Here is a 14,457-nt window from a genome sequence, read left to right on the forward strand (position 1 = left end):
GTTGTTTTGAGTTGGCGCTCTGGGATTTATCCCAAACAGCGAGTGCTCGCAACAACTTACGTGACCTCGGTCCAATTTATTCCGGACAGTAGTGGGCGCAGGCCGGGATCTCCACCCTCTCGCTGAACAGCGGCGTTCCCGTCCACCGCTGGAGATCCCGGCCTGCGCCGGGATGACAAAAGAGGGATGACTCGCAGTGGGCCTTCGCCGGGATGACCGTGGGCACGACAGAATACTCGCCAAACGGGTATTTGAGAAATACGCCCCAAAGAGGTAAAGTCCTTCTACGCGTGCCACGGGTAGCCTTCCGCTGCCCGATTGACCCACGCCACGTGAGGCCCTCATGAAGCAGATCCTCTCCGTCCCCGACCAGGTGGGCCCGCTGCTGCAGGCCGCCCGCAAGTCGGCCGGCCTGTCCCAGACGGCGTTGGCCGAGCGGCTGGGCATCAGCCAGAGCCGGCTGTCCGCGATGGAGCTGAACCCCGCCTCCATCAGCCTCGCTCAGTTGCTGGCCCTCTGTGGTGCGCTGAACCTCGAGCTGCAGGTGCTGGCCAAGGCCCGCACCGCGGACCACCGCGCCCCGGAGTGGTGACCCATGGGCCGCCGCTCCCACACCCGCGCGCTGTCCGTCTGGACCAACGGCCAACGCGTGGGCACCTGGTCCCTGCCCGCCCGCGGTGACACCGCCTTCACCTACGACCCCGCATGGATGGCCTCGCCCGGCGGGCGCCCCCTGTCACTCTCACTGCCCTACACCGGCGACCGCCCCCTCCAGGGCGACCGCGTGGGCAACTTCTTCGACAACCTGCTGCCCGACAGCGAGCCCATCCGCAAGCGCATCGCCACCCGTTTCAAGACCGATACCACCGGCACGTTCGACCTGCTGCAGGCCATCGGCCGCGATTGCGTGGGTGCCGTGCAGCTGCTGGGCGTGGACGAGGTCCCGGCCGACGTGACGCGCATCACGGGCACGCCGATGTCCGAGGACGACGTCGAACGGCTGTTGCGCCAGGCCACCCAGGCCGGCCCGCTTGCGAACGCCGACGGAGACGACGACCTGCGCATCTCGCTCGCCGGTGCCCAGGAAAAGACCGCCCTGCTCTGGCACGACGGCGGCTGGATGCGCCCCCACGGCTCCACGCCCACCACCCACATCCTGAAGCTGCCGCTGGGCCTCGTGGGCCACCGCCGGGCCGACTTCAGCACGTCGGTGGAAAACGAGTGGCTCTGCATGAACCTGCTGGCCGCCTATGGCCTGCCGGTGGCAAACACCGCCCTGCTGCGGTTCGGCGACCAGAAGGCCCTGGGCGTGGAGCGTTTCGACCGCCAGCGCCATTCGTCCGGCACCTGGTGGATGCGCCTGCCGCAGGAAGACTTCTGCCAGGTCAAGGGCGTGCCGTCCCACCTGAAGTACGAGAGCGACGGCGGCCCCGGCCTCGCCGACCTCGCGGGTGTGCTGGCCGGCGCCGTGCATGCGCCGCAGGACCTGGCCACGCTCCTGAAGACCCAGATCCTCTTCTGGATGCTGGCCGCCCCCGACGGCCATGCCAAGAACTTCAGCCTGCGCGTGCTGCCCGAGGGCCGCTACGCGCTGACCCCTCTGTACGACGTGATGTCTATCTGGCCCGTGGAGGGCAACGGCGCCAGCCAGTTCTCGCGCCACAAGGCCAAGCTCGCCATGGCCCTGCTCGGCAAGAACCGGCACTACCTCTTCAAGGACGTCCAGCGCCGCCACTTCAACAGCACCGCCGCCAGGTGCTTCCAGCGGCCAGACGCTGAAGACCTGATCGAAGACGTGCTGCAGCGAACGCCAGCCGCCATCGACGACGTGGCCAGAAAGCTGCCCAAGGCCTTCCCCGACCAGGTCGCCACGTCCATCTTCAACGGCCTGCGCTGGTCCGCCAACGAACTGCAGCGCATGCCCAAAGCCTGACAGGGCAGGAACAAGCGAGCGAAGCAAAGCGCCAAATCAAGCTACCGCCGAGCCCGGGTCCCCCGGGCGACCGCGGGCGCCCCTCGGGGGCAGGAGCGAAGCGACTGGGGGGCCAATGTTCTAGTATGCGGGGATGTTGTCCGTCGCCTCGCGTGCCCGTTTCCTGCCATTCATCCACCCCATCACCGCCGCGCGGCAACGCCTGCGGGCCTGGTGGCACCAGCGGTTGCCCCGCACCGACACGCTGCTGCTCACGCAGCGCAACGTCTACATCGTGCCCACGCGAGCCGGGTTGATGTTCGGGGCCACGCTGGCGGTGCTGCTGCTCGCGTCCATCAACTACCAGCTCAACCTCGGCTACGTGCTGACGTTCCTGCTCGCAGGCAGCGGAGTCGTGTCCATGCACCTGACCCACAACACGCTGAGGGGCCTCACGCTGCAGCTGCGACCGCCGAAGTCGGGCCATGCGGGCACACCGGTGCTGTTGGACATCACCCTCGGCAGTTCCGGCAAGGCCCGGTTCGGCATCGGGCTGCGCGCGGACGACACCCCGGCCGCCGTGCCAACCTGGACGGACGTGGAGGCCGGCGGCCACGCCCAGGCCCAGGTCAGCTTCGTGCCCGCCACGCGGGGCTGGCACGACATGCCTGCGGTGCGCGCCGAGACCCGGTTCCCACTCGGGCTGTTCCGTGCCTGGGCCATCTGGCGTCCCGCGGCCCGGGTGCTCGTGTACCCACGCCCAGAACAACCCGCCGCTCCGCTGCCGGCCGCTCAGGCGGCCCCGGCCGGGCCGGCCACGACGCGGCGCACGCGGGACAGCGGCGAGGTGGAAGGCATCCGAGGCTACCGCCGGGGCGACCCGCTGAAACTCGTCGTCTGGAAAAAGGCGGCCCGCAACCTGGAGACGGGTGGTGACCTGGTGATCCGCGACACCAGCGCCACCACGGCCCAATCGCTGTGGCTCGATTGGCAGCAGTGCGCGGGCCTGGCCCCCGAGGACCGGCTCTCGCGCCTCACCGCCTGGTTGCAGGTGGCCGACCGCGCCCACGCCCGGCACGGCCTGCGCCTGCCGGGCATCGACATCCCGCCCGACCATGGCGAACTGCACCTGCGCCGTTGCCTGGAGACCCTCGCGCTGTGGCACTGACCCCCATCCTCCCGTGGCGCGGCTGGCGCCACCTCCCGCGCGATGCGCGCGACACGCTGTTCCTGCTGGGCGTGATCGCCTGGACCGTGCTGCCCCACGCCGGCCACCTGCCCGTCTGGTGTGCGCTGCTGACGGGCATGGTGCTGCTGTGGCGCACCCACCTCGCCTTCACCAACGCGCCACTCCCCGGCCGCTGGCTGCCCATCGCCGTGCTCGCGGTGGCCATCGTCCTCACGCTGGTGTCGTTCCGCACGCTGCTCGGCAAGGAGCCGGGCGTGACGCTGCTGGTGGTGCTGATGGCGCTCAAGACCCTCGAACTGCGTGCCCGGCGCGACGCGTTCGTGGTGTTTTTCCTGGGCTTTTTCCTGGTGCTCACGCACTTCTTCTATTCGCAATCGATCGCCGTCGCGGCCGCGATGCTCGGCTCGGTGTGGGGACTGCTCACCGCCCTGGTGCTCGCGCACATGCCGGTGGGCCAGCCGAGCCTGCGCCAGGCCGGCGGGCTGGCCTTGCGCACCGCCGCCCTCGGCGCGCCCATCATGGTGTTGCTGTTCGTGATGTTCCCGCGCATCGGGCCGCTGTGGGGGGTGCCGCAGGACGGCCTGGCCTCCACCGGCCTGTCCAACTCGCTCAGCTTCGGCTCGGTGGCCGAACTCGCGGTCGACGACCGCATCGCGATGCGCATCCGCTTCCTCGACGCACCACCGCCGGCCGAGTCGATGTACTTCCGCGGCCCGGTGCTGACCCGGTTCGACGGCAACGAGTGGACCCCCATCACCACCGACTTCCCGCTGCCGATGGCACGGGACACCCTCGAGGTGCGCGGCCGCGCGGTGCGGTACGAGGTCACCGTGGAGCCGTTGCGGCTGCCGGTGCTCGCGATGCTGGAAGCCACGCCGCAGCTGCCGCCCGTCGAGGGGCTGTGGACCCGCCGCCGCGACGACATGACCTGGGCCACCATCCGGCCGGTGCGCGAGCGGCTGCGTTTCACCGCCACCGCCCACACCGGCTACCGCCTCGCCGCAGAGGAGCTGGCCAGCAGCGTGCGGGCCGAGTCGCTGCGCCTGCCGGCCGACGTGGCACCCCGCACCCGCGCGTGGGCCCGCGCGCTCGGCGAGCGCGTGGGCGGAAACAATCCCGCCGCCCTCGCCACGGCCGTGATGAACCACATCCGCACGGCTGGCTACACCTACACGCTGGCACCGGGCGCCTACGGTGAAACCGACCGCCGTGCCGCGTTCGATGAGTTCTGGCTCGACCGCCGCGAGGGGTTCTGCGAGCACTTCGCCGCCACGTTCGTCCTGATCTTCCGCGAACTCGGCATCCCGGCGCGCATCGTCACGGGCTTCCAGGGCACCGACACCGCGCTTGTCGACGGCTACCACGTGGTGCGCCAGAGCCAGGCCCACGCGTGGGCCGAGTACTGGCAGGAAGGACGGGGCTGGGTGCGGGCCGATCCCACCGCCGCGGTGGCCCCGGAACGCATCTTCAACAGCCGCAACCTGCGGCCCGCCCCGGGCCTGCTGAACAACGCGCTCGACACCATGAGCCCTCGGTTCGTCACGCAGTTGCGGGCACTGTGGGAGACCCTCGACAACCGCTGGAACCAGTGGGTGCTCAACTACTCCCGCGGCCAGCAGTTCGACCTGCTGTCGCAGCTCGGGTTCGAATCCCCCAGCTGGCAAGACCTGGCCAAGCTGCTCGTGCTGACACTCGCCACCCTGGCGCTGCTGGGGGCTGCCTGGGCCTGGTGGAACCGGCAACGGCAGGACCCCTGGCAACGCCAGGCGGCCGCGCTCGCGCGGCAGCTCGCCAAGCTCGGGCTCGACGCGCCCCGGCACGCCCCCCCGCGCCAGCTGGCGGCTGCCGTGCACGACCGTTTCGGCACGCCGGGTGCCCCGCTCGCCGCCTTGTTGCTGGTGCTCGAACGCGAGCGCTATGGGCGGGGTGCGCGGCCGCGGCCGTCCGCCGCGTGGTTCGCCGACGTGAGGACCGAAACACGCCGCCTGCGTTCCGCTGCTCGCACACTCGCCGCTGAGACTCGATAATCCGCCGATGCCCTTCCTGACCCGCTCCCGCACCGCCTGCCAGGCACTGACCTGCGCGTTGCTGCTCGCATCCCTCTCGCTGACCGCCTGCGCCAAACCGCCCAAGGCGCGCAGCGCCTCCGCGGTCGCACGTGACGACAGTGCGCCCGACGTGGTGACCTACGGCCAGCGCGACGACGTGATGCGCTTCGGCGCCGAACTCGCCGCCCGCCGCGGGCTCGACCCGGCCTGGGTGCAGCAGCACCTGGCCGAGTCGCGGTTCGTCCCCAACGTGGCCAAGTTCATCATGCCGCCGCCGGCCGGCACCGCGAAGAACTGGGCGCTGTACCGCTCGCGGTTCGTCGAGCCCATCCGCATCCGCGCCGGCGTGGCGTTCTGGCGCGAACACGAGAAGTGGCTGGTGCGCGCCCAGGCGATGTACGGCGTGCCGGCCGAGATCGTGGTGGGCGTGATCGGCGTGGAAAGCATCTACGGGCAGCAGATGGGCAACTTCCGCGTCATCGACGCGCTCGCCACGCTGTCGTTCGACTTCCCCACCGGCCGCAAGGACCGCAGCGCGTTCTTCCGCGACGAGCTGGAGCAGTTTTTCGTGATGGCCCACAGCGAGGGGCTGAGCCCGCTCGCGCCGAAGGGCAGCTACGCCGGGGCCATGGGCATGGGCCAGTTCATGCCGAGCAGCTGGAACAAGTTCGCGGTGGACTTCGACGGCGACGGCCACATCGACATGAACCGCAGCCCCGCCGACGTGATCGGCAGCGTGGCGCATTTCCTTGCCGAGTCCGGCTGGCAACGCGACCAGCCCACCCGCTTTGCGGTGAACCCGCCGGTGGACGCCGCCGATCGCGCAGCCCTCCTCGCCCCCGACATCCTCCCGTCGTTCACCGTGCAGCAGTTCGCCGAACGCGGCGCCGTGCTCGACGAGAAGGCCACGGGTCATGAGGGCCTGCTGGCCCTGGTGGAACTGCAGAACGGCGCCGCCGCACCCAGCTACATCGCCGGCACGGCCAACTTCTACGCCGTCACGCGCTACAACTGGTCCAGCTACTACGCGATGGCCGTGATCGAACTGGGCGAGGCCGTGGGGCGCATCCACCGCGCCCAGCCCTGACCGCCCTGCTCCCAGAGGTCAGCCCGGTTGACGGTAACGGCGCAACTGGTCGCACCTGCGGTAGCCCATGCGGCTGTAGATGGGCAGCCCCATCGGGCTCGCCTGCAGCGTGACCACACCGGCCCCCCGCTCGAACCCGGCGTTCGTGGCCAGCGCCGTGCACACCTCGCCCAGGCCACGCCCGCGCGACGCGGGCAACGTGGCCACCCAGTACACCCCGGCCGCACCGTCGCTGTAGAGGGTCAGCGCCGTGGCGGCGGGCACCCCGTCGACGTACGCCACGAACCCGGCCACGTCCGGGTCGAGCAGGCGGTCGTGGCGAGCGAGCATCGTGTGCGCTTCCTCGACCGGCAACCCCAGCGTCTCGAACGCACCGGCACTCACGGTCACCGCGTCGCGCACGTGGCCCAGGTCGGCAAACCGCTCGATTCGCACGTGGTCGTCCACCGCACGCACCGCCACCGGCTGCTCCACCAGCAGGCACGGCGATTCCGACTTCCGCTCGTATCCGGCCGACAACAACCAGGATTCCAGGTCGGCGTCGTAGCGGCCGCGGGTGATCACCGAAAACTTGCGGTCGCGCGGACCGAAAAAGGCCTGCGCCCGCTCCACGAACGCCTTTGGCGCCAGCGTGCCGTCGATCCGCACGGCCACGTTCTTGTAGGGCCCCGGGAACCGGTTGCCACCGGCCACGGCCAGCAACCCGCCCGCCTCCACGCTCTCGCACGGCTGCTGCCACGCGAGGTGGGCGCGGTACGACGCGATCAGGTTCGCGTCCGCGGCATCCTCGATCAACCGGGCGGGCAGGTTCTTCATGGCAGGCTCCCTCAGGCCACGCTCACACGGGAATGACACTGACCGACACGTTCATCTCCTGCTGGCCGCTGCCGAGGATCACTCCCCGCAGCGGGCCGGCATCGGCGAAGTCGGCCCCCCAGCCGAGCGTGATGTAGCGGGGGTCGGCCAATTGGTTGTTGGTGGGATCGAATTCGACCCAGCCGTAGCCGGGCGCGAATGCGGCCACCCACGCGTGCGAGGCGTCCACGCCCATCAGGCGTGGCGACCCCGGCGGCGGATCGGTCAGCAGGTAGCCCGACACGTACCGGGCCGGCAGGCCCAGCGCACGCAGGCACGCGATCATCAGGTGCGCGAAGTCCTGGCACACGCCGCGGCGCTGGGCCAGTACCTCGTCGACCGACGTGCTCACGGTGGTGGCATCGGGGTCGAACTCGAAATCGGTGTGGATGCGGTCGGTCAGGTGCGTCAGGCCCGCGAACCAATCGCGCCCGGGACTCAGCGACGCCTGGGCGTACCGGTGGGCCGCCTCCGACAGCGGCAGCAGCCGCGTGGGCTGGCACATGCGCGACGCCATCAGGTCGGCCGGCGGCCGGTGAAACCCCACCGCATCACGCACGGCCTCCCACGACAAACGTTCGGCCAGCGCGGGATCGGGCCGCGCGCCCACGTCCACGTCGCACAACATCCGCACCCGCAGCACACGGTGTGCGCGCAGCAGGCCGAAATGGGTGACCGTGTTGCCGAAGCTGTCGGGGGCCTCGTGGCGTTCGTCCGGCGGCGGTTCGATCTGGATCGAACAGGCCCGCAGCTGCTGCCACGGCAGCACGCGCGGGGTCAGCCGGGCGAGCTGCCAGGATTGGGAGACGGGGGCGGCGTACACGTAGCGGGTGTCGTGTTCGACGCGGTAACGGGTGTCGTGCATCAGGCCACCAGCGACAGCACGCTGCGGGAGCCGGCGTGCGAGAAGAATTTGAGGGTGAGTTCGTCGGACACGGTGCGCGCCACGGCGAGCGTCTGGGCCAGCAGCGTGCGCAACACCTCGCTTTCGGGGTGCAGGTCGGCCGGGGCCAGCTGCAGGAGCGCCTGGTGCACGGGCATCAGCACGTCGCTTGCGAAGCGCCCATGGGCCCGTTCGAGCTTGGCCACGTACTCGACGAGGCCCTTCATCTGGAACGCCACCGACCGCGGGTTCGTGTCATCTCGCAGCAGCAGGTCGAGCACCGGCAGCCACTCGGGGGCCACGAGGTACCGGGACCGGTAGGTCACCGACGAATCGGCCCACTCGATCAGCCACTCGAGGCCGCTGTCGCGCCCTTCGTTGGTGGCCACCTGCAACGCGAGGCACAGGTTCGACAGCCGCTCCACGCGCCGCCCGATCGACAGGAAGCGCCACGCGGTGCCGCGGGTCATGCCGTCGAGCACGTAGCCGGACAGCGTGGTGGTGGTGCTCACCGCGCGGTCGAGCCAGGCCAGCGCGAGCGGCAGCGAGCTGCCACGCTGGAACACCGGATCGGTGGTGAGCTGGTTGAGCGTGCGCCAGTTGTCGGCGGACATGCGGTCGCGCAGGTTGAACGCCACGCGGGACAGCTGGCGCAGCCGCTGGGCCAGGCCTTCCTCGGGGTGGGTGGCGGCACGCAGCAACTCGGTGCCCGGGTGGTCGGACGCCTCGATCAGCGACATCTGTTCGGCCAGCGCCAGCACCGGCACGAGGTCGTCGTCGGCGTCGTCCACCCGCGTCTCGTTGTTGCCCAGCACCGTGGCGATGGCCACGCGCAGCGTGCGCGCCGCGGCGTCGCAGCGTTCACCGTAGCGGCCGAACCAGTACAGGTTCTCCGCCGCACGCGACGGCACGTTGCCACGCGAGGTGACCAGGTCGTCGGCGGTGACGGTGGTGGACAGCAGCGTGAACGACGCGTTGACGGGGCCTTCGGACAGCACCCAGGTGTCTTTCGAGCGGCCGCCCCGCTGCATCGCGATGACCCGGGAATCGCCGTCGCCGGCCACACGCGTGAGGCCGCCCGGCATCACGCGGTAGCCGTTGGGCGTGGCCACCGCGAACACGCGCAGCCCCACCGACCGGGCGCTCAACCGGTCCACCCGCACGTGCGAGTGGGCGCGTTCGAGCACCGGGGCCTGCGACACGTGCACCCATTCCTGCGCCACGTACCGCTGGGGCCGCGCGGCCACGCGGCGGCGCAGTTGCTCGCGTTCGGCCGAAGACAGGTCGGCCCCGAACACCGCGGGCTCGGGCGTGCTGCGGTCGATCGGCTTGATGATCAGGTGGTCGAGCCGCTCCCAGGCGTCCTTGAACGCCGCGGGTTCGCCGAGCCACCACGTGGCCACCGACGGCAGGCGCAGCGGTTCACCGAGCAGCCGTTCGCTGAGCTTGGGCAGGTAACCGAGCAGCGCCCCCGACTCGATCACGCCGGAGCCGAGCGCGTTGGCGATCATCACCGTGCCGCGGCGGGCGCAGTCGGTGAGCCCGGCGATGCCGAGGGCCGAGTCGGACCGGAGTTCGAGCGGGTCGCAGTAGTCGTCGTCGAGGCGGCGCAGCAGCGCATGCACCCGGCGCAGGCCTTCGACGGTCTTCAGCCACACCTTGCCGTCGCGCACCGTCAGGTCACTGCCCTCGACGAGCGTGAAGCCGAGGTAGCGCGCGAGCAGCGCGTGCTCGAAGTAGGTTTCGTTGTAGGGCCCGGGCGTCAGCAGCACGATCAGCGGCGGGCCGTCGCCCTTGGGCGCCCAGCGGAGCACCGACTCGCGCAGGTTCGCGAAAAACGAGGCCAGGTGCTGCACGCGCAGGTCACGGTACAGCTGCGGGAACACCCGCGACACGACAAGCCGGTTCTCGAGCGCATACCCCGCCCCTGACGGCGCCTGGGTGCGGTCGTTGACCACCCACCAGCGGCCATCCGGCGAGCGGGCCAGGTCGGCCGCGTACTGGAACAGGTGCGCGCCCCCCGGTGGCCGGATGGATTGCACCTGGTGGAGGTAGCCGCTGTGCCCGAACACCACCGACGGCGGGATGTCGCCGCCCTTCAGCAACTCCTGCGGGCCGTAGATGTCGGTCAACACCCGGTTGAGCAGGTCGGCACGCTGGGCGATGCCGGTCTCGATCTCGTCCCATTCAGTGGCGGACAGCAGCAGCGGCAAGGGGTCGACCTCCCACGGGCGGTCGGCGCCCTGCGGGTCGGCGTAGACGTTGTAGGTGATGCCGTTTTCGCGGATTTCGCGTTCGGTCAGCGACAAGGTGTCGCTGACCTCGGGCCCCTGGCGTGCCGCCAGCGACGACAGGAAAGCCTCCCAGTGGGGACGCGGCGCCCCGGGGCCGCTCAGCAGTTCGTCGTAGCGGCCGTCCGGGATCGGGTAGCCGTCGAGGAGTTTTCTCATGCCTGAATTCTCCTTGATTGGCAGCAGGCGCCTGCCTGCAACGCAAGAATGGACGCATTGCAACGAAAGTGCCGCCCCCTTCTCGGGGGATTCGTCACAATCCAGTGCGCCCGAACGTCTGTTCCGTCATGAATCCCGACATCACGAACCGCTTCGAATCCCACCGCCGGCGGCTGACCGCCGTGGCCTACCGCATGCTCGGCACCCGCAGCGACGCCGAGGACATCGTGCAGGACGTCTGGCTGCGCTGGTGCGAGGCCGACCACGGCACCATAGCGAACGATGAGGCCTGGCTGGTGTCCGTGACCACCCGCGCCAGCATCGACCGCCTGCGAACGGCCAAGGTGCAGCGTGAGGCCTACGTGGGCATGTGGCTGCCCGAGCCGCTGGTGGCCCCCCTCGACGACCAGCCCGACCTGGCCGCCGAACGTGCCGACGACCTGTCGATGGCGCTGCTGGTGGTGCTCGAGCGCCTCGCGCCCGAGGAGCGGGCGGCGTTCCTGATGCGCCAGGTGTTCGACCAGGACTACCCCGACATCGCCGAGGTGCTGGGCAAGTCCGAGGCCGCGTGCCGCCAGCTGGTGCACCGGGCCACGACCCGGGTGCGCCAGGAGCAGCCCCGGTTCACCGTGTCCGACGCCGAACACCGCGACCAGCTGATGAAGTTCGCCGCCGCGTCCCGCTCCGGCCACCTCGACACGCTGCGCGCCCTGTTCGCACCGGACGTCACCCTCACGGGTGACGGCGGCGGGGTGGTGGCCTCGGTGCCGAAGACGCTCGTGGGTGCCGACCGCGTGGCACGCCTCTTCCACGTGGTGGCCCGCCGCTACGGCAACCTGATGGACCACAAGCTCGCCCTGGTCAACGGCGTGCCCGGCCTGGTGCGCTACGTCGACGGGCGGCTCGAATCGGTGTTTTCCATCGTCACGTCGCCGGAGGGCATCCGGGCCATCTACGCGGTGCGCAACCCGGCGAAGCTCCGCTCGGTCGTCGCTTTGACTTGACTACCCCCCCTCCCTGGAGGGGGTTCGCAAACTACCGCACATGCGGGACAGTCCTGCGACCGGCACATGCCCCTGTGCCATGGAAAATCAAGCTGTTGTCAACTTCATCCAGGAACCCCTCCCCATGACGTCTGCAAGACTGACCCTGGCCGCCTGTGCCTTCACATCGATGCTGCTGATCACCGGCTGCAAGACCAACCCGGCCTCGCCGGACAGCCAGGCCCCCGCGCAGTCCGGCGCCGCGGCCCCGGCTCCCGCACCGGCCCCGGCCACCAAGGAAGACAAGAAAAAGCCGCAAGGCGAGGTTGTCGGCACGCCAGCCCCGGGCAGCAAGTTCAACAAGGTGCAGTTCGGCATGGGCATGAAACAGGTCACCGACCTGGTCGGCCAACCCACCGACCAGGGCGCCTACGTCACCGGCAAGGCGTTCATTCCGTTCCATTTCGGCGGCGACACCTACCGTCACGAGCTGCTGTACAAGGGCGTGGGCCGGCTGGTCTTCGCCGGCGGCAGCTTCGGCAACTATGGCAACAGCAAGCTGATCCGCATCATCCACAACGCCGACGAGTCCGGCTACCGCTGACCCGCTGGCGCCCGCCACGGCGTCACGGCGCGCCGGGCGCCAGCACCAACGTGTGCGCGGGCGGCCCGGCGGCCCACAACGGCACGTCGCGCACGCCCGCCCACGGCGCCACGAAGCGGTGGTACAGCGGTGAAAACACGATGCCCGACTGCCCCGTCGAGTGCATCACCCGCGACTGCGACGGATCCGCCAGGTCGTACAGCCCCCGAAAAGACGGGCCGTGCTCCGACAGGTACCGCTCGCCCGTCAGCGGATCGGCCCGGTAGTTCACCTTCGACACGTTGACCGTGTAGGTGTCACCCCCCACGGGCACCCGGGCCTCGAACCACCGCGCCAGCGCGCCCACCTTACTGAACGGGCGGTGCTCGGACCGCGCGATGTGCGCATCGCCCCACCGCCAGCGCGACACGTCGTTGCCGTGGCGCGCCTGCAGCTCGTCGAGCGCCTGCGTGAAGGCGCGGTCCACCTGCGCCTCGCAGGTCTCGGTCTCGAGCGTGGCCTTGTTGTCACACCACCAGCCGTCGTGCCGCTGCAGCACCCCTTCGAGGGCCTCGCGGAAATTGCGGCTTCCGAGCTGCGCCTCGAACAGCGCCGGGCCCACCTCGTCAGCGAACACGGCCTCGGTCAGGTGACGGGCCCAGGCCCAGAAAATCAGGGGCCCGGCCTTGTCGGCCGACATGGTGGCGCCGGCCGCCACCAGTTCGCGCTGTGCCGCCCAGGCCAGCGGGTGGGCGCTGCGGGCCCCGCGGATCACCGGCAGCAGCCGGGCCGTGGCGCCGGAGTACTCGTCGGCCTGGATGGCCCGAAGGCTCGCGAGGTCGTGTTTCGGGCGGGCGGCCAACAGTTCGACGATGCGGTCGTGCCGGTAGGGCACCGTCCACTCGCTGGTGATGAAGTGCGGGTAGTCGGGGCCATGCACCCGCTGGTTCGCGGTGGCGATGAACCCACGCCCGGGGTCGATCTCGCGCGGTGTGAGCGTGGGGTCGAGGAACCCCGCCCAGTCATACCGCGCATCCCAACCCGGCGCGGGCACGAGGCCCTTCAGGTCGTTGTCGGCGCGGCGCAGCGGCACGCGCCCGGCCGACACCATCGCGATGTGGCCGGCCGTGTCGGCCACCACCATGTTCTGCATGGGCGCCACGTAGCGGCGGAGCTTGTCGACGAAGTCGGCGGCCGAGCGGGCCCGGTTGATCTCGAGGCCCGCGTCCACGGCCCCCACGTCCGCGTCGAGCGCGGTCCAGCGCATCGCGAGCACGTGCCCCGGGCCGGTGGCCCCGTCGGTGGGCCCACCCGCGTCCGAGATGACCGGGCCGTGCCGGGTGCCGCGCGCGAGGAATGGGATGTCGGGCTTGCCGCGCACGCGGATCGTCTCCGCGAAGGTCTCGAACCGGGCCCAGCCGTCCGGGGTGCGGTACTGCATCGGATCGTCCGGGTGCACCTGTTCGAGGTACAGGTCCTGCACGTCGGGCGCCGTGTTCGTGAAACCCCAGGCGATGTGCGCGTTCTGCCCCAGCACCACGATGGGCAGGCCCGGCATCGTGGCCCCGGCGACGCGGAGCCCGGGGGCTTCCAGCCGCGCGAAGTACCAGAGCGCCGGTGCGCTGAGCTTCAGGTGCGGGTCGTTTGCCAGCAGCGGGTGGCCGGTGGTGGTGTGCGATCCGTGGACCACCCAGTTGTTCGACCCCACGCCTTCCACGCCAGACTCCGGCGGCGCCAGTTGCGCCACCTGCGAGACGGCGCCCTGCAGTTTCAGGCCCCGGAACAGCGCCGTGTAGTCGGCGGTGGGCAGCGGCGACGCGCCGGGGTACGGCGGCAGCAGTTCGTTGATGCGTTCGACCGGCAGGTTCATCGCCAGGCGCAGGCGCAGCAGCTCGGCGCCCCAGTTGCCACCGAGGTCCCACGCCATCATCGTGGTCCAGGCGATGGTGTCCTGCGGGGTCCAGGGTTCGAACACGAGGCCCAGCACCACGAACTCGGGCGGCCGGGCCGACATGACCCGCTGCACGTAGGCGTTGATGCCCGCGGTGTAGGCCAGGATGGCCGCGCGGGCGTCGGGCCCGGAATGCGCCCACTGGGCCTCGGCCGCACGGCGCACGCCGAGGGCGCGCAGGAACCGGTCGGTGTCGATGGCGGGTTCACCGAAGGCCTCGGCCAGGCGGCCAGACCCGATGCGCCGGTGGGTCTCGAGCTGCCACAGGCGGTCCTGGGCATGCACGAAACCGAGCCCGAACAGCGCGTCGTCACGGCTGCCGGCCCGGATGGTGGGGATGCCGTCGGCGTCGCGTTCGATGCGCACCTGGGCCGTCACGCCCGGCACGGACAGCGCGCCGTCGGTGTCAGGCAGCACCCTCCACACGTACGCCCCGAGGCCCGCGGCAGCAACCGCCACCAGGCCGAGGATCCCCCACGCCACCCGGCGCAGCCCGTTCCGCATTGCAGTTCTCCT

11 protein-coding genes are annotated in these 14,457 nt (G+C 70.5%); 7 read left to right on the forward strand and 4 right to left on the reverse strand.

The window, feature by feature from the left end; translation table 11 throughout:
• Nucleotides 1-343: 343 nt before the first annotated feature.
• The 5 genes from ASC87_RS07255 to mltB all read left to right on the forward strand — a co-directional run bounded on the left by ASC87_RS07255 (nucleotide 344) and on the right by mltB (nucleotide 6,236).
• Nucleotides 344-592: a helix-turn-helix domain-containing protein gene (locus tag ASC87_RS07255; protein WP_056658931.1), complete on the forward strand. Its 249-nt coding sequence runs from the start codon at nucleotides 344-346 to the stop codon at nucleotides 590-592.
• Between the two features lie 3 nt (nucleotides 593-595).
• Nucleotides 596-1,933: a type II toxin-antitoxin system HipA family toxin gene (locus ASC87_RS07260; protein ID WP_056658933.1), complete on the forward strand. Its 1,338-nt coding sequence runs from the start codon at nucleotides 596-598 to the stop codon at nucleotides 1,931-1,933.
• A gap of 133 nt (nucleotides 1,934-2,066) precedes the next feature.
• A complete protein-coding gene (locus ASC87_RS07265; RefSeq protein WP_056658937.1) occupies nucleotides 2,067-3,080 on the forward strand; it encodes a DUF58 domain-containing protein in 1,014 nt (337 codons plus the stop codon).
• The gene (locus ASC87_RS07270) at nucleotides 3,071-5,128 is read left to right on the forward strand and encodes a DUF3488 and transglutaminase-like domain-containing protein (protein WP_235582091.1); all 2,058 of its coding nucleotides are present in this window, start codon (nucleotides 3,071-3,073) and stop codon (nucleotides 5,126-5,128) included. The genes ASC87_RS07265 and ASC87_RS07270 overlap by 10 nt, the downstream gene beginning before the upstream one ends.
• 7 nt (nucleotides 5,129-5,135) lie before the next feature.
• Nucleotides 5,136-6,236 carry a lytic murein transglycosylase B gene (gene mltB / locus ASC87_RS07275; RefSeq protein ID WP_056658940.1) on the forward strand — a complete coding sequence of 367 codons (1,101 nt, stop codon included), beginning with the start codon at nucleotides 5,136-5,138 and terminating at the stop codon, nucleotides 6,234-6,236.
• An 18-nt stretch (nucleotides 6,237-6,254) separates the two neighbouring features.
• Here the strand turns inward: mltB and ASC87_RS07280 are convergent, their stop codons facing one another.
• From ASC87_RS07280 to ASC87_RS07290, 3 genes are read right to left on the reverse strand one after another with little or no spacing between them, the layout of a single operon-like run.
• Nucleotides 6,255-7,052 carry a GNAT family N-acetyltransferase gene (locus ASC87_RS07280; RefSeq protein WP_056658944.1) on the reverse strand — a complete coding sequence of 266 codons (798 nt, stop codon included), beginning with the start codon at nucleotides 7,050-7,052 and terminating at the stop codon, nucleotides 6,255-6,257.
• Nucleotides 7,053-7,074: 22 nt separating this feature from the next.
• Nucleotides 7,075-7,956: a transglutaminase family protein gene (locus ASC87_RS07285; RefSeq protein ID WP_056658947.1), complete on the reverse strand. Its 882-nt coding sequence runs from the start codon at nucleotides 7,954-7,956 to the stop codon at nucleotides 7,075-7,077.
• Complete coding sequence (locus tag ASC87_RS07290; protein ID WP_056658950.1) at nucleotides 7,956-10,424, reverse strand: circularly permuted type 2 ATP-grasp protein; 2,469 nt, start codon at nucleotides 10,422-10,424, stop codon at nucleotides 7,956-7,958. The genes ASC87_RS07285 and ASC87_RS07290 overlap by 1 nt, the downstream gene beginning before the upstream one ends.
• 128 nt (nucleotides 10,425-10,552) lie before the next feature.
• Here ASC87_RS07290 and ASC87_RS07295 point away from each other — a divergent pair, with 128 nt between their 5' ends.
• Entirely contained in the window at nucleotides 10,553-11,428 is an 876-nt protein-coding gene (locus ASC87_RS07295; RefSeq protein ID WP_056658953.1) for an RNA polymerase sigma-70 factor, read from the forward strand.
• A 124-nt stretch (nucleotides 11,429-11,552) separates the two neighbouring features.
• Complete coding sequence (locus ASC87_RS32690) at nucleotides 11,553-12,011, forward strand: hypothetical protein (RefSeq protein ID WP_200954324.1); 459 nt, start codon at nucleotides 11,553-11,555, stop codon at nucleotides 12,009-12,011.
• Nucleotides 12,012-12,033: 22 nt separating this feature from the next.
• Here ASC87_RS32690 and ASC87_RS07305 read toward each other — a convergent pair whose 3' ends face one another.
• Complete coding sequence (locus tag ASC87_RS07305; RefSeq protein WP_056658956.1) at nucleotides 12,034-14,445, reverse strand: penicillin acylase family protein; 2,412 nt, start codon at nucleotides 14,443-14,445, stop codon at nucleotides 12,034-12,036.
• Nucleotides 14,446-14,457: the final 12 nt, after the last annotated feature.

The sequence above is a fragment of the Rhizobacter sp. Root1221 genome (assembly GCF_001425785.1).
GTDB lineage: Bacteria > Pseudomonadota > Gammaproteobacteria > Burkholderiales > Burkholderiaceae_C > Rhizobacter.